The 14,852-nt window shown below is 64.7% G+C and carries 13 protein-coding genes; 6 read left to right on the forward strand and 7 right to left on the reverse strand.

What is annotated here, in order from left to right; genetic code table 11:
• Positions 1–5: 5 nt before the first annotated feature.
• Positions 6–911 carry an amidohydrolase family protein gene (locus tag M2336_RS09065; RefSeq protein ID WP_264574705.1) on the forward strand — a complete coding sequence of 302 codons (906 nt, stop codon included), beginning with the start codon at positions 6–8 and terminating at the stop codon, positions 909–911.
• 190 nt (positions 912–1,101) lie between these two features.
• On the forward strand, positions 1,102–4,086 hold the full coding sequence (locus M2336_RS09070; RefSeq protein ID WP_264592889.1) for a TonB-dependent receptor plug domain-containing protein: 2,985 nt from the start codon (positions 1,102–1,104) through the stop codon (positions 4,084–4,086).
• 139 nt (positions 4,087–4,225) lie between these two features.
• On the opposite strand, the gene M2336_RS09075 is transcribed toward M2336_RS09070, so the two are convergent.
• The 7 genes from M2336_RS09075 to M2336_RS09105 form a co-directional block, all read right to left on the reverse strand.
• The gene (locus M2336_RS09075) at positions 4,226–5,161 is read right to left on the reverse strand and encodes a 3-keto-5-aminohexanoate cleavage protein (RefSeq protein WP_264592890.1); all 936 of its coding nucleotides are present in this window, start codon (positions 5,159–5,161) and stop codon (positions 4,226–4,228) included.
• Between the two features lie 8 nt (positions 5,162–5,169).
• Positions 5,170–6,627, reverse strand: a complete 1,458-nt coding sequence (locus M2336_RS09080) for an NAD-dependent succinate-semialdehyde dehydrogenase (protein ID WP_264592891.1) — start codon at positions 6,625–6,627, stop codon at positions 5,170–5,172.
• A gap of 8 nt (positions 6,628–6,635) precedes the next feature.
• On the reverse strand, positions 6,636–7,103 hold the full coding sequence (locus M2336_RS09085) for a nuclear transport factor 2 family protein (RefSeq protein ID WP_264574709.1): 468 nt from the start codon (positions 7,101–7,103) through the stop codon (positions 6,636–6,638).
• A 119-nt stretch (positions 7,104–7,222) separates the two neighbouring features.
• Positions 7,223–8,173: a helix-turn-helix domain-containing protein gene (locus tag M2336_RS09090; RefSeq protein ID WP_181559011.1), complete on the reverse strand. Its 951-nt coding sequence runs from the start codon at positions 8,171–8,173 to the stop codon at positions 7,223–7,225.
• Positions 8,174–8,272: 99 nt separating this feature from the next.
• Positions 8,273–9,010, reverse strand: coding sequence for an SDR family NAD(P)-dependent oxidoreductase (locus M2336_RS09095; protein ID WP_264574710.1), 738 nt, complete (start codon positions 9,008–9,010; stop codon positions 8,273–8,275).
• Positions 9,007–10,320 (reverse strand): MFS transporter, encoded by a 1,314-nt coding sequence (locus tag M2336_RS09100; RefSeq protein ID WP_264574711.1) that lies wholly within the window; start codon positions 10,318–10,320, stop codon positions 9,007–9,009. The genes M2336_RS09095 and M2336_RS09100 overlap by 4 nt, the downstream gene beginning before the upstream one ends.
• Before the next feature lie 12 nt (positions 10,321–10,332).
• Positions 10,333–11,487: an iron-containing alcohol dehydrogenase gene (locus M2336_RS09105; RefSeq protein WP_264574712.1), complete on the reverse strand. Its 1,155-nt coding sequence runs from the start codon at positions 11,485–11,487 to the stop codon at positions 10,333–10,335.
• Between the two features lie 377 nt (positions 11,488–11,864).
• Here M2336_RS09105 and M2336_RS09110 point away from each other — a divergent pair, with 377 nt between their 5' ends.
• From M2336_RS09110 to M2336_RS09125, 4 genes are all read left to right on the forward strand, one after another.
• Positions 11,865–12,392, forward strand: coding sequence for a helix-turn-helix domain-containing protein (locus M2336_RS09110; RefSeq protein WP_264574713.1), 528 nt, complete (start codon positions 11,865–11,867; stop codon positions 12,390–12,392).
• Between the two features lie 273 nt (positions 12,393–12,665).
• Complete coding sequence (locus M2336_RS09115) at positions 12,666–13,085, forward strand: hypothetical protein (protein ID WP_264574714.1); 420 nt, start codon at positions 12,666–12,668, stop codon at positions 13,083–13,085.
• 210 nt (positions 13,086–13,295) lie between these two features.
• Entirely contained in the window at positions 13,296–13,721 is a 426-nt protein-coding gene (locus M2336_RS09120; protein WP_264576296.1) for a hypothetical protein, read from the forward strand.
• Between the two features lie 342 nt (positions 13,722–14,063).
• Positions 14,064–14,849: an outer membrane protein assembly factor BamD gene (locus M2336_RS09125; RefSeq protein WP_181559017.1), complete on the forward strand. Its 786-nt coding sequence runs from the start codon at positions 14,064–14,066 to the stop codon at positions 14,847–14,849.
• The last annotated feature ends 3 nt before the right edge of the window (positions 14,850–14,852 follow it).

The raw sequence follows: 14,852 nt of genomic DNA on the forward strand, positions 1-14,852 counted from the left end.
GGTATATGCAGATCATCGACGGTCAGATCCACGAACCCCATATCGGCGGCGGTATGCGCGCCGCCAAGCCCGAAGGCGAGACGATCACGCCGCAGCTTGAAGAGTTCATCAATGTCGAACTGGCGCGCGAGGCGATCGATTGCGTCGGCGTCGACAAGGCGATTATCTATGCGGGCCGGGCCTTTAACGAAGCGGCGGTGCGCTACTATCCGGACCGGTTCGGGGCGGTCGAAGTGTTCGACCATGCGGCGCCGGACCTCGAGCAGCAGATGTCGGCTTTCAAGAAGAAGCCGGGGATGCTCGCCACGCGCGTGCTGTTCACCAATTACGGGCAGGTCTGGCGCAAGCCGGGCGCGCAGATCGCGGTCAGTCCGCTGGTCAGGCAGGGCGCGTTCGACCGCTATTTCGCTTATGGCGCCAAGTATAAGATCCCGATGTTCGTCGGTGCCCATGAGTTCGGTCACGAGGCCGCGATCTATGCCGAGCGGCACCCGGACATGACGATCATCATCGATCACTACGGGGTCACCCAGTCGATGATCGCGCCGCCCAAGGACCGCTGGGCGAACCTTCCCAAGCTGCTCGACATGGCGCGCTATCCCAATGTCTATGTGAAGCTGTGCGGGATGCCGATCATCTCCAAGGAGGCCTATCCCTATCACGACATCTGGCCATACGTTCACAAGATCCTGCACGCCTTCGGCCCGGAACGGTGCCTGTGGGCGAGCGACATGACCCGGCAGCGCTGGGGCACGGAAACGCCGCCGGGTCCCAATGGCTTCCCGCTCCGCAAGGACTGGAAGCCCTATGCGGACGCGCTCTACAGCCTGCTCCACACCAATGAGATTTCGCAGAGTGACAAGGAGTGGATTTTGGGCGGCACGATTAAGCGCGCGCTCAACTGGGCGTAAGAGCACCGCAGCACACCGATGACATCGGAGCCGGGCGATGCCGTCGTCCGGCTCTGTTTGTGCCGAATTCGGCATAAGCTGGATCACTTGGAGATAAGAAGCGGCCCGTTGCGCAATGCGATGGTCCGCATGAGATCGCGCCCGGCAAAGGTCGTGCGCGCAAAATATACATAATGGGGAGGCCGTACGAATGACTTTGAAAGTGAAGGGACGCGGGGGCGCGTCGCATTTGATGTGGGCGGCGCTGCCCGCCGCTGCATTGCTGTCGATGCCGGTGCAAGCGCAGGACGGCGGCGGCGCGGAAAACGCGAGCGAGCCCTCGATCGTCGTCACGGGCACGCGCATCCGCAACAATGCCTTTAACGAGCCGACGCCCGCGACGGTGTTCGGCATCGAGCAGACTGAGAAGCTGGGCATCGTGAATGCCGGCGATATCGTCGAGCTTATCCCGCAGAACACGGCGTTCCAGTCGGACGCGACCGCCGGCATCACCGCGGGCGCGAATGTCGGCGCCTCTTATGCGAACCTGCGCGGCCTTAATCCGGATTCCGGCACGCGCACGCTCACGCTGGTCAATTCCCGCCGCTTCGTTCCGACATCGGACGGCGGTGCGGTTGACCTCAACCTCATTCCCACCGCGATGATCAAGCGCGTGGAGACGGTGACGGGCGGCGCATCGGCGGCTTATGGGTCGGATGCCATTGCCGGTGTTGTCAACCTCATCCTCGACACCGAGCTTGAGGGGCTGCGCGGGCAGGTCGATTATGGCCAGACCTTCCGGGGTGATGGGAAAGGCCATCATGGCTCGCTCGTCTATGGCACGCGCGTCGGCAGCCGCGGCCATATCGTCATCGGCGGCGAATATGAGAAGAAGGACGGCATCGGCGATTGCTCGCTTTCGCGCGACTGGTGTGCGGAAAGCTACGACGTCTTCGTGAATGCCAATAATGTGCTGGCCAACGGCTCGCTCTCGGGCTTCGATCGTCCCGGCACGCCGGGCTATGGTCTGCCCAACTTCATCATCGGCCCCAATTCCAAGCAGGCGTTTAACGATGCGCGCGGCGTGGTTCGCAACCGAGCGCCTGCCGCGCCGGCGGCGCGCAACATCCGCTTCAATGACGACGGCACCGGCATTGTGCAGTTCGATCCCGGCACGTACGTCCAATCGTCGCAGACCGGCCCGCGGCAGGGCGGCGACGGCGAATCGACCTATGCGGATTCCGACATCCAGACGCCGGTCGAGCGCTTCGTCGGCTATCTCTCCGGCAAATACGACCTGTCGGACACGGTCGAAGCCTATACCGAAGTCACCTACGCGCATCGCTCCGCCTCCAACAGCGGCGTGACAGCCGGCCCGCGCTCGACCTATTTCGTGAAGCCGGACAACGCTTTCCTGCCCGCCTCGCTGAAGACGCTGCTGGCCGGTACGCAATTCAGCCTCGGCAAGGATGTCGATGCGCAGATTCCGGCGCTCAACTCCGTCACCGCTGATGTATGGCGCGCCGTGTTCGGCGTCACCGGCGAGATTGGCGGCGGCTGGAACTGGGACGTCTATTACCAGTACGGACGCAACAAGCGGCACCAGTCCGCCCGCTATTCGCGCGTGAACACTGAGTTCCAATATGGGCTCGATGCAGTGGTCAACCCCGCGAACAACCAGATCGTCTGCCGCGAATTGCTCAAGGCCAATCCCGATCCGCGCGCGCAGGGCTGCGTGCCGATGAACCTGTTTGGACTTGATAATCTCAGCCAGGCGGCCATCGACTACGCTTACCGCCCGGTGGTGGAGGACTTCCTCTATACCCAGCATGTCGCTGCCGCCTCAATCAGCGGCTCGCTGTTCGACGGCTTTGGCGCCGGGCCGGTCGGCGCAGCCACGGGTGTGGAATATCGCAAGGAAAAGGGCGATGTGACCCATGGCGACATCCCCAATTACACTGACTACGCCTTCACCTTCGGCCTCGATTATGGCGGCACTATCGAGGTTCTCGAAACCTTCGGCGAAGTGAGCGTGCCGCTGTTGGCGAACCGGCCTTTCTTCGAAACGCTGGAGCTGAACGGCGCCGTACGCTGGACGCGCAACAAGGCGTCGGATGCGTTCACCAGCGAGGAGAAGACGACCGAGGCGGTGAGCTACAAGCTCAGCGGCATCTGGGAAATCGGCGGCGGTGTGCGCCTGCGCGGCTCGCGCTCGCGCGACATCCGCGCTGCCGGCTTCCGCGAGCTTTTCCAGCGCCAGGTGGCGACCGAGGAAGGCTCCTCGCAGGGCATCGTCGACAATCCGAACATCACGGGCGTCGGCAATGACGATCCGACCCCGATCCTGAATGGCGGCAGCTTCGCGCTGACGCCGGAAAAAGCGGATACGACAACGGCGGGCATCGTGTTCCGGCCCGGTTTCATTCCGGGCCTGCGCATGTCGGTCGACTGGTATCAGATCGCAATCGAGGATGCCGTCAGCCGGCTCGGCGGCCAGCAGATCGTCGATTTCTGCGATCAGTTCGACATCTTCTGCGATCGGATCACCTTCGTCTCGCCGACCAACATCTCGTACATCGATGCCCGGCAGGTGAACCTCGGCAACATGACTGTGCGCGGCCTCGATTTCGAGTTCGACTACACGCTGCGCCTGTCCGACCTCTCGGCCGACTGGGGCGGGGCGCTCAACCTGCGCGTGCTGGCCAACCACCAATATGACTTCAAGGTGCAGGCCGACCCGACCACGCCGGTGATCGATTATGCCGGGCAGACCGGGCCGGTGAGCAGTGGCGGCAACTTCAACCCTGCGCCCTCGTGGATCGTCAACGCGTTCCTGAGCTATGACAGCGGGCCGTTCAACGCCACGGTGAGCATGCGCCGGATCAGCTCGGGCATCTACAATGTCGAGCGGGTGGGGCCGGAAGATGAAGGCTACGACCCGACGCTGCGCAACAGCATCAACACCAACCGCGTGAAGGGAGCGAGCTATTTCGGCCTCGCCATGTCCTATGCCATTCCGGTCGGAAATGGTGGGAACAGCATCGAGGTGTTCGGCGCGATCGACAATATCTTCGACAAGAAGCCGCCGATTGCGCCGGGTGGCGGCGGCCTGGGTGGCTCCAACTATCCGACCAACCCGGTCTATTTCGACACCTTCGGGGCGCGGTTCCGAACCGGCGTACGGGTCAAATTCTGATCTGACGCCAGCGCTGCAGATGCCAGCCGGGCTTCCGTAAGGAGGCCCGGCTTTCTGTTGCAGAAATGCCTGCCCGGCCATTCAGGCCGGGCGGGCACCCAAAAGCGATGGACGTTGAAAGGGAGGCCGAAGCCTCGGCTCAGAACCCTACAGCGTCGCCGCCCTTGAGGCCGAGCAGCGCGCGGGCTTCGGCAGGCGTCGCAATCTCGCGGCCCAGGGCTTCGATCACGAGGCGGATACGCTCCACCTGCTGCGCGTTGGAGGTGGCGAGTTCGCCCTTGCCGATGAACAGGCTGTCTTCCAGCCCGACGCGGACATTGCCGCCGAGCAGCGCGCTCTGGGTGCAGAAGCCGAGCTGATGCCGGCCCGCCGCGAAGGCCGAGAACACATAATCCTCGCCGAACAGGCTGTCGGCAATCGTCACCATATGCGCCAGATTGCGTGGGTCGGCGCCGATTCCGCCCAGGATGCCGAACACGCCCTGGATAAGGAAGGGCGGGTCGATGAGGCCGCGGTCGGCAAAGTGGGCGAGCGTGTAGAGATGGCCGATGTCGTAGCATTCGAACTCGAAGCGCGTGCCGAATTCCCGGCCGACCTCCAGCATGATGCGCTCGATATAGGCATTGTCATTGTACATGATCCGCCCGCGCGCGCCTTCGACATAGGGCTGCTCCCAGTCGTGCTGCCATTGCGTGACCCGCTTGGCCGCGCCGGAGAAATCGAAGATCAGCGGCCCCATGTTGAGCGAGCACAGCTCGGGCCGGGCCTGCTTGGCGCCTTCCAGCCGGTCATCAAGCGACATGGTGGCGCTGCCGCCAGTGGAGATGTTGACCACCGCGTCCGTCGCCTGCCGGATGAGCGGCAGAAAGGCCATGAAATCGGCCGCGCGGGGGCTTGGGCTGCCGTCCGCCGGATTACGGGCATGCAGGTGCAAAATCGCCGCCCCGGCCTGCGCTGCGCCAATGGCGGCCTCCGCAATCTCGTCCGCGCTCACTGGTAGATGCGGCGACATGGAGGGCGTGTGGATCGAGCCGGTCGGCGCGCATGTGATGATGACCTTGGCATGTTTGCGCATAAGCGGGTCTAAAGTCCTGCGTGACAGAGATATTTGAGGTTTTGATATTCGGCGAGGCCGTGGTGTGAGCCCTCGCGCCCGAGACCCGACTGCTTGACGCCGCCAAAGGGCGCAAAAGGCGTCGAGATGAGGCCGGTGTTGATGCCGACGATGCCGCTCTCCAGATCCCGCCCTACGCGGGCAATCGTCGCCGGATCGCTTGAGCAGAGATAGGCAGCGAGGCCAAAGGGCGTGTCGTTCGCCAGCCGCACGCCGTCCTCCACGCTGGCAAAGCCGATGACACCGGCCAGTGGTCCAAAGGTCTCCTCCCGGGTCAGCAGCGCATCCGAGGCGACGTCGCCGATCAGCGTAGGCACCGCGATGCGCCCGCCCGGCGATGCGCCCCCGGCAATCAGACGTCCGCCACGGCGCAGCGCATCCTCGCGATGCTCGTCGATCTTGGCGATGGCGCGATCGTCGATCATCGGGCCGACATCGATGCCATCTTCAAAGCCGTCGCCAGCCTTCATCGTCGCGACCTTGCTACCAAACGCGTCGAGAAAGCGGTCGCGGATGCCATTCTGCACATAGATGCGGTTCGCCGCGACGCAGCTCTGGCCGCCATTACGGAACTTGGCGACCATCGCAGTTTCGACTGCGGTGTCGAGGTCGGCATCATCGAAGATGAGCAGCGGCGCATTGCCGCCCAGTTCGAGGCCGAGCCGCTTGATCGTCGGGGCGCAGGCTTCCGCCAGCATCGCGCCCACCGGGGTCGAGCCGGTGAAGGAGAGTTTGCGGACGATCGGCGATCCGGTCATCACCGGGCCGATAGTCTTGGAATTGCCGGTGACGACGCTGAAAACGCCCGCTGGCACACCCGCTTCTTCACCCAGCTTGGCGAAGGCCAAAGCGGTGAGTGGCGTCAGCTCGGCCGGCTTGGCGACCATGGTGCAGCCGGCCGCCAGCGCCGGGCCGACCTTGCGCGTGAGCATGGCGAGCGGGAAGTTCCATGGCGTGATCGCCACGCACACGCCGATCGGCTCGCGCTCGACCATGAGGCGGCGGCCAGTCACCGGGGCGGGGATGATCTCGCCCAACGAGCGGGTCGCCTCATCGGCGTAGAATTCGAGGAAGCCGGCGCCATAGTCGACCTCGGCGCGCGATTCCTTGAGCGCCTTGCCGTTCTCCAACGTGATGAGCCGGGCGAAGTCCTCCTTGTGCTGGATGACCAGCTCATACCAGCGCCGGAGGATCGCGCCGCGCTCCTTGGCGGGCCATCGTGCCCATTGCGGAAAGGCGCGGTTCGCGGCGTCGATGGCCTCAGACACTTGCGCTTCGCTGACGCGCGGCACCTGTCCCACGGTCTCGAGCGTATAGGGATCGTCGACAGCGATGGGGTCGCCACTGCCATCCACCCATTTGCCGGCCACATAGGCCTTGGAAAGCAGAAGATACTTCTCGTCGAGTTCACCGCGCTGTCTGCTCATGGGCCTGCTCACTTTGCTTCTTGATCGTCCAGGTTCGGATTGGTGATCGGAGTATCACTCTCGAACAAATGCTCGAACCGGCGATAGGTGCACAGCCAGCGCCCGCCGGCGCCGCGAACATAGCGGTCGGTCGCCAGCGAGATCGTCACCGGCGGATGGGTGGGGAGGGGACGCACGCCATCGGCGGCATAGAGGAACAGGTAATTGGTCGCTTCCGCGCTGTCCGGCCCAGTGAACCACGCCCGGAAGTTGGTGAAAGCATGGACCGCGAGCCGCTCGCCGCGCTCGGCGCGCCAGTCGTAGAATTGCTGGATTTTCGCGCGGCCGTTATAGGAGGCGAACTGGCCGTGGAAGACGGCATCCTCGGTATAATAATCCGAGGCTTTGCGCCCCTTGTTGGTATCGATCTCGTGCCAATATTCGGTCAGCTGCAGCGACAATATCTGGTTCAGATCAAGCACTTCCCTGGCAACCATTGCGTCTTCCGTCCTCCATGTCTCGCCTGTCGGCGTGGAGACCGGGCTGACATAGAGGTTGCGCCGCCGCTTGCCCGGGCGGGCAGGATGACTTGCTCAGGAAGGCGCCGGTCGGCTCGTCAGTTCGAGCCGGCCCGCCGGTAATCGCGCGGCGCCATGCCGAAATGCTCGTGGAAGGTGCGGGTGAAATGCGCCGCGCTGTTGAACCCCCAGGCGAAGGCGATCTCGGTCAGCGTATGGCCGGCCCAGGCGGGATTGCGCAGTTGCTTGCCGCACTCTTCCAGCCGCCGCCGGACGATGTAGCTGGAGGCCTTCTCCCCGCGCGAGGCAAAGAGGGTGCGCAGGTAGCGCGGCGAGATACGCAGCCCTTCGGCGACGCGGGCGGGCGTCAATTCCGGGTCGCGCAGATTGTCCTCGATATAGCGAATGACCTCGCTCTGCCGGCCGAGCATCACCGCCGAACCCTCCGGCTGCTCGTCAAAGCCCATCGCATAGGCCGTGGAGAGCATTTCCAGCACGTGGCGAGCAAAGCGGCCGTCATGATCGGAATGGAAGCCGCTCTGCACCTGCGTGTTCAGATTTTCGAGCATGGCGGACATGACCGCGGTCAGCCCCACCTCATGATCGAGCTTGAGGCCGCAGAAGCGCTCGGGCGTGGGCAGGTGCTTCTTGATGAGGCCGGCATCCACGCGCAGCATGATGATCATCGAATTGTCGCCGAGCGTGAAGCTGTGCGGTGCCGCGCTGTCGCACAGCACGAAATCGCCCTGATCGAGCTGGGCCTGATGCCCGCAATGGTCGAGCACGCTGTTGCCGCGCGCCTGCATGAGGAAAGAATAGAGACGCGGCGCGCCGGGGCGGATGTGGTTGCGCGTCCGCTCGATATGGCTGCGGTTGGCCGCGATGCTGGCGAGCTGGATCGGCCCGAAATGGCTGAGGCTGAGGCGCGCGGCAAACTCGTGCCGATCCGCGGGCGTGAAGTTCACGCGATTGAGCTGCTGCGAATAGAGCTTTGTCCATGCCGCCGCGCGCGTCGATATGGGGAAGGCTTCAGTGCTGTAGGATTCCATGTTTATCCTCTCCGCGTGCCCTCTGTCCTTCTATCGAGGCGTCCCGGCCGCTTTCCTTCAGGGTCAACCATTTCAAGGCGCTTTGCAAGTTTCCCATAGTCACACGCCGCCGGAGACGGCGAGGTTCGCGCCATTCACAAAAGAGGCCTCGGACGAGAGCAGATAGCGGACCGCCTGCGCGATCTCATCCGCCTGTGCAGCGCGCTGCATCGGCACGCGGGCAGCGCCGGCGGCCAGCCGCTCGGCGCTCAGCATGTCCGTGGCGACCGGGCCGGGGGAGACGCAGTTGACGCGAATGCCATCACCGCCGACTTCCCGCGCCAGTCCGGTCATCAGGCTATCGAGGCCGCCTTTGGATGCGGCATACCAGACATATTCCCCGGCCGAGCCATAAGCGGTCGCCCGCGACGAAATGAAGACGATACCGCCGCCCGCGCCGCCACGCGAGAGGGCCATGCGCCGCACGGCTTCACGCGCCGCCAGCATCGCGCCGGTGAGATTGACCGCCATCACGCGCTTGAGGGTTTCCGCCGAGACCTCCGCCAGGGGAGAGGCCTGGCCGGTGATCCCGGCGGAATAGACGAGCGCGCCGATCGGCCCCAGCGCCTGCGCTTCGTCGAACAGGGCGATCAGATCGGCCTCGCGCGCGCTGTCCGCCTGCACCGCGTGAGCCTGACCGCCGGCAGTGGCGACGCTCGCTGCGACGGCCTGCGCCGCCGCTGCGTCACGCGCATAGCTGAACACGACATGGTAGCCGGACGCCGCGAGCAGCTGGACGATGGCGGCGCCGATGCCGCGGCTGCCGCCGATGACGACCGCGATGGGCTGCTGGCTCATGGAGCGGTTGCCTTTGCCTCAATGGGTTGGGGGGCTTCGTCCCGACCGAAGTCATCCAGTGACTGCAGCGCGCGGCCGGCGGTCTCGGGCAGCATCAGCGTTGCGATGAGGGCGCACAGGATGCCCCCCATGCCGACGATGGCCATCGCCGCGCCCAGCGGGATGATGGCGGCCACCAAGGGTACGGTCATGATGAACAGAGCGCTCGCGGCACGGCCGAAATTATAAGCAAAGGCCTGTCCGGTGCCGCGCAGTTCGGTCGGGAACAGTTCGGTGAAATAGGGGCCGAAGCTTGCATAGATGCCGAACTGGAAGAAGCCGTAGACGATGCCGAACGGCACGAGGAACCAGACATTCCCGCCCCATGGCCCGAACAGATAGATGGCGGCGGAGATCACGAAGCCGAGGCCGAACAGCCGGAAGGCATTGCGGCGCCCGACAAAGTCGCTGATCGCGGCGTTGAACAGAAAACCGAAGAAGCCGCCGACGCTGTTGAACATCACGCACAGCCCGGCCATCGCGATGCCGATGCCGCGCTCATTGGCAAGGAACACCGTCAGGTAGCTGCTCACCGCATAGCCCGCGCCCTGCGCGCCGACGGCCAGCAGCGATGCCAAGATGGTGATGCGGACGACCTTGGGCCGGAAGATGCTGGTGAGGCTGGTGCGCTGTCCGGTCTCCTGCGCACGCTGCTGAGCCTGCTTGAACAGATCAGAATCGTCGGACCCACGCCGGATGAAGAAGATCAAGGCGGCCGGAATGATGCCGACGAAGAAGGCGAGGCGCCAGCCGATCTCGGGATCGAAGGCGGAGGCGAATGGCCCGGCGATCAACGCGGCCAGACCGGAGCCGACTGCCGCGCCGCTGTGCAGCGTGCCCAGCGCCTTGCCGCGATGCTTGGGTGAGACGATTTCGCCGAGCAGCACCGCGCCCACCGCCCATTCCGCCCCGAAGCCGATGCCCTGCAACACGCGCAGCACGAGCAGTTGCTCGAAATTCTGGGCAAAGCCGGAGGCGAAGGAGAAGAAGGAGAACCACAGGATAGTGAGCTGCAGGATGCGGGCGCGGCCATAGCGGTCGCACAACCAGCCGCCGATCCAGCCGCCGATCGCCGCCGCGAAATAATTGGCGCTGGCGATGGTCCCGGCCTCGGTCAGCGAGATGCCAAGGCCGACGATGAGCAGCGGGATGAGATACTGATAGACCAGCCCATCCGCGCTATCCATCGCCCAGCCGGCGCTGCACGTCCAGAACACGCGGCGGGTTTTGCGGTCCGCGCCGCGATACCAGGAGAAGAGGTCGGCTTTCATGGGGTGTCGGTCCTATAGCGCAGCTTCGTAGATGGTGCGCGCATCGGATTCGGTGACCTCGCGCGGATTTCTGATGAGCAGCCGTTGCACGGTCATGGCGGCGGCAGCCATCTTGGGCACCGCGTTGGCGCCGATGCCGAAGGCGGACAAGTGCCGCTCGATGCCGATGGCAGCGGAAAGGCGCTCGATCTGCGCGATGCCGGCCAGCGCATCCGCCTCGTCATCGCCGGTCCGCGCCACGCCAAGGGCGGCAGCGACCTGAGCGTAGCGAGCGGGGGCCGCAGGCAGGGTGAAGCGCAGCACATGCGGCAGCAGCAGCGAGTTGGCGACGCCGTGGGGGATGTGGAATTCGCCGCCGAGCGGATAGGCCAAGGCGTGGACTGCCGCGGTGTTCACTGGGCCAAGGCACATGCCGCCCAGATGCGCCGCGCGCAGCATGGCATCGCGCGCCTCCAGGTCTGTGCCGTCCGTGCAGGCGCGTTCGAGATGGCCGGCGATCAGGCGGATGCCTTCGAGCGCCCAGGCGTCGACGACGGGATGGGCAAAGCGGTTGGCATAGGCCTCGATGCAATGCGTAAGCGCATCCAGCCCGGTCGCGGCGGTGACGGCGCGGGGCATTGAGACGGTGAGTTCGGCATCCAGATAGGCGAAATCCGGCACCAGATGATCGCTGACCACGCCCTTCTTCAGTTCCGCCGCCACGTCTTCCAGAATGGCGATGGGGGTGACTTCGCTACCGGTGCCGGCGGTGGTCGGGATGCAGGCGAGCGGAATGGCGCGGCCTTGGAGGAGGCCTGTGCCGATGACGTCATCGATGCCCTGCGCGCCATCCATCAGCGCGGCGACCAGCTTGGCGACATCCATCGCACTGCCGCCGCCCAGTCCGATGATGAAGCCGGCTTGGCTCTCGCGCGCCGTCGCCATGGCGGCCTCAAAATCGGCGAAGGTCGGCTCGCCGGCAATGGCGTCGAAAATCGTGGCGGCGCAGCCGGCTTTGGCCAGTTCGGAGGCGAGTGCTTCGCTGAGCGCACGCAGGGGGCTGCCGGAGACGATCAGCGCGCTTTCGGCGCCGGACGCGACGACATCGGCGGCACAGGCCGGCAGAAGACCGGCACCGATGCGCACCGTGCGGACATTGCGCAGGCTCAAAAGCTGTTCAGATTGCAAGGCTCACCTCTCCATCCCATCCCGTCTCTCTCTCGGTAGCGCGCGGCGTGCTGTCTTGATCTAGGCGGCAATATGCTTTGCCGCGCTCGTATCGGCACTTGGTGGCGGAGCCAAAGGGCGAAAGGGGCAGGGCTCCGCGCGAGCCGCGGGCTGACGAAGCGCGCCCGGCAGCGGTGCTAACCTCGCCGCGCCTTTTCGACTCCGAAATGGAGGCAATTGATGGAATGCCGGGGGCGGACTGGGTTAGCGTCTCCCGCTTGATCGACAGGAAGGAACCCATGCCACGCTCCGGCACCTTGCAGGGCATAAGACCGGTGCCGCACCGCGCCATTGCAAGCCGCCCAATGACGTGTCCCCGTTGACCGTGGAGGGGTGGGGTGACGGAGCCAGATCGATCCGGCCAAGCGCGCCGTCATCGTGCGGCCCGGCTGATTCAAGAAGCTGCAGACCGCATCGAGGCCGCGCGCCATCTGCTTGAGATTGAGCAGGAGGTTGCGGAAGGGGCCGGTGCGAGGCCCTTTGCCGACGGAGCGTTGCCGGTTGGGCTGCTCAGTCACGCGAACGAGCCGATGGCAGTTGCCCATCTGAATGCGGCCCTGGCACTGCGGGGCCATATCTGTGCGCGCCTGCTCCTGCGCCTGATTGCCGAGCCTGACCGGCTGATCCCGCTCGATGAACTTGCGTTGCTCCTGGATCGCGGTGCGATGTCGCGTGCGGCGATCAAGGTTCACATCTCAACGCTGCGGGCTGCGCTCAACGAAAAAGGCCTCGCCGGATCGGCGATCGAGACAGGCCGCCGTAGCTATGCCTTTCGCGCGGCAATGCTGCCGGCGCTGTCCAACATCCTCGAAGCGTGCCGTTTTGGTGCTGATTCCGGCAGGAACGAATCAAAACGGGACAGATGAGGTGGGACCCCATCGCATCGCTCCATCGGTCCGTCCTTTAGCGGTTGACTTCCCGTGATCACGGCGCACAAAGTGAAGCTCGCATAACATAATGTTACCTTAGAAAGCCAAAAAGGCTTCTAAAATTGCAGGGTCGCACCAGATGACAATCGACTTCAAGACATGACGGACCGCCGCTGACTGCCACGCGTTTGAGAATGATGTTGAGGCAGGGATAGGCGAGGAGACACGGGTTCAGTGTGAACCCCGCGAATATCCCAGGGACGGATCGTGATGTTCGATACAGCCAATAAGCCGCGCCCACCGGGCGTGGACGACGATGCGCGCGCTTGTCTGCCGGATGACCCGGTGATCGAGCGGGCGCGGCGTTTGCAGGCCCTCATGGGCCAGCGCAGTGCCCTCTTTCCAGAGCCGGTGATGGCCGATGACGCCATGGCGGCCATGCTGACGCTGTTCCTTGCCCAGAGCGAGGGGCGGACGGTCTCCCGGGCATCGTTGAACGGCGCGCAGGATCTGCGCAGCGATCCGCAAGACGAGGTGGTTGCAGCGCTAATCAAGGCAGGTCTGGTCCGCGCCGGGTCGGCGGGAGAGGGCGGGCCTGCTGTCGGCGAAGGCGATGCGATCACCCTGACCCCGATGGGATCGGCGCGAATGCGCAATTATCTCGGCGACCATCGCGGTATTGGACAATGAGTGGTCAACCCGACCACCTCACGGGTCTTATTCCCGCCGCTCGGCCCGGTCTTCCCGGTCAGTGAGCGCGGCTGGTGACGATAGGCTCCTCACTGTCTGGTGGTTACGGGACATGCGCCGGCAGAGACGGTGGTCTATCCGCCGCCTCTTCTCACAGCGGCGGCGCATCTTTCGCGCGCGGGGTGTTTCCCGCGCGGCGAGGGTAGTCCGATGCCGAATCGAAAGTTTTTTGACGTGCCCAATATCGTGCAACGCGACGCCGCAGCCCGGTCGGACGCGCCGGCTGATCCTCGCTCCGCGGAAGCTTCGAGCGTTCTGCGGGCCAAGGCCGGCCGCATGCACATGCTCGGCCGTCTGCGCAGCAAGCATTTCTACACGCCCGTCATGGCCGATCGCGCCATGGACGTGATGCTCTCTCTTTTCGTCGGTGAACTGCAGTCCAGTCCGGTGAGCGACACGGCCCTGGCCGTGGGCAACATGCTCAGCCCGGCTGAGGCCGCTGCAGTGATCGATAAACTGGTCCAAGCGGGGCTGGCCGTCGTTGCGGGTGAAGAACCCGAGCGGCGGACGGTCGGGCTAACGCCCCTCGGGTCCGCGAGGATGCGGAGTTATGTCAGCGACCACCCGGACGTCTGACAGCTTCGCAGGTCGACGACCGGCCTGAACCGTGTGCCGCCATCCCCCACGCTGGCGTGCGCATTCCCCGGTTCGGGTCGGGCGTCGACCGTTTTCTGCTCCGCAAGGTGCAGGCCGCGTCGCCGCTTCCCACCTCCCACACAGAGAGCGGCGGCGCGGTTTGCGGGCAGTGCGCTCGCATGGGAAAAGAGGGGCAGGCGCCCATTCAGCCGCTCTCGTTCAGCGCCGGTTCAACGGGCCGGTCCTTGTTTCGCGCGCCATGCATCATCTGTCTTCTGCCCGTGGCGCAAAGCGCTCATCATTCGCTTGGCGCGGTCCGGTTGCTCGGTTAAGAGGCTGCGCATGACCGTTACACCGCTGCGTCGTGGCCGGCTGATTGCCGCCAGCCTGATCTCACTCGCCTTGCTGGCCGGCTGCGCGCGCAGTTCGAACCGCGTTGATACGCGCTATGTCGCGCGCGACGTCAGCACGCTGTATCTGGCGGGCCAGCAGCGGCTCGACAATGGTCGCTTTGCCGAGGCTGCCGTGCTGTTCGATGAGGTTGAGCGCCAGCATCCTTATTCGCCCTGGGCCCGCCGCGCGCAGCTGATGAGCTCGTTCAGCTATTATGCCGCGCGCAATTATCGCCAGTCGATCCAGTCGGCCCAGCGCTTCCTTTCGATCCATCCGGGCAACCGCGACGCGGCCTATGCCTATTATCTGATCGCCTTATGCTATTATGAGCAGATTAGCGATGTGACGCGCGACCAGAAGCTGACGCTTCAGGCCCGCGATGCGCTGAACGAGCTGGTCCGCCGCTACCCCGATTCGCGCTACGCGTCGGACGCCCGGCTCAAGCTCGATCTGGTGAACGACCATCTCGCCGGCAAGGAAATGGAAGTCGGCCGCTTCTACCAGCGCCGCCGCGAGTGGATCGCCGCCGCGATGCGCTTCCGGCAGGTCGTCGACAATTACCAGCAAACCAGCCACACGGCAGAGGCGCTGCACCGTCTGGTCGAGAGCTATCTGGCGCTCGGCATGCCGGAAGAAGCCAAGCGCGCCGCTGCGGTGCTGCAGACCAACTATCCCGATTCGGACTGGTATCAGCGCTCCTACCGCCTGATGACGCAGCACGCTCCGAGCGCCTGATAT

Source organism: Sphingobium sp. B1D7B (genome assembly GCF_025961965.1).
Classification (GTDB): domain Bacteria; phylum Pseudomonadota; class Alphaproteobacteria; order Sphingomonadales; family Sphingomonadaceae; genus Sphingobium.

Bases quoted from the DNA above. Each gene is read 5' to 3' on its own strand.
- M2336_RS09065 (WP_264574705.1), top strand. From the start codon at position 6: ATGCAGATCATCGACGGTCAGATCCACGAACCCCATATCGGCGGCGGT.
- M2336_RS09070 (WP_264592889.1), top strand. From the start codon at position 1,102: ATGACTTTGAAAGTGAAGGGACGCGGGGGCGCGTCGCATTTGATGTGG.
- M2336_RS09075 (WP_264592890.1), bottom strand. From the start codon at position 5,161: ATGCGCAAACATGCCAAGGTCATCATCACATGCGCGCCGACCGGCTCG.
- M2336_RS09080 (WP_264592891.1), bottom strand. From the start codon at position 6,627: ATGAGCAGACAGCGCGGTGAACTCGACGAGAAGTATCTTCTGCTTTCC.
- M2336_RS09085 (WP_264574709.1), bottom strand. From the start codon at position 7,103: ATGGTTGCCAGGGAAGTGCTTGATCTGAACCAGATATTGTCGCTGCAG.
- M2336_RS09090 (WP_181559011.1), bottom strand. From the start codon at position 8,173: ATGGAATCCTACAGCACTGAAGCCTTCCCCATATCGACGCGCGCGGCG.
- M2336_RS09095 (WP_264574710.1), bottom strand. From the start codon at position 9,010: ATGAGCCAGCAGCCCATCGCGGTCGTCATCGGCGGCAGCCGCGGCATC.
- M2336_RS09100 (WP_264574711.1), bottom strand. From the start codon at position 10,320: ATGAAAGCCGACCTCTTCTCCTGGTATCGCGGCGCGGACCGCAAAACC.
- M2336_RS09115 (WP_264574714.1), top strand. From the start codon at position 12,666: ATGTTCGATACAGCCAATAAGCCGCGCCCACCGGGCGTGGACGACGAT.
- M2336_RS09120 (WP_264576296.1), top strand. From the start codon at position 13,296: ATGCCGAATCGAAAGTTTTTTGACGTGCCCAATATCGTGCAACGCGAC.
- M2336_RS09125 (WP_181559017.1), top strand. From the start codon at position 14,064: ATGACCGTTACACCGCTGCGTCGTGGCCGGCTGATTGCCGCCAGCCTG.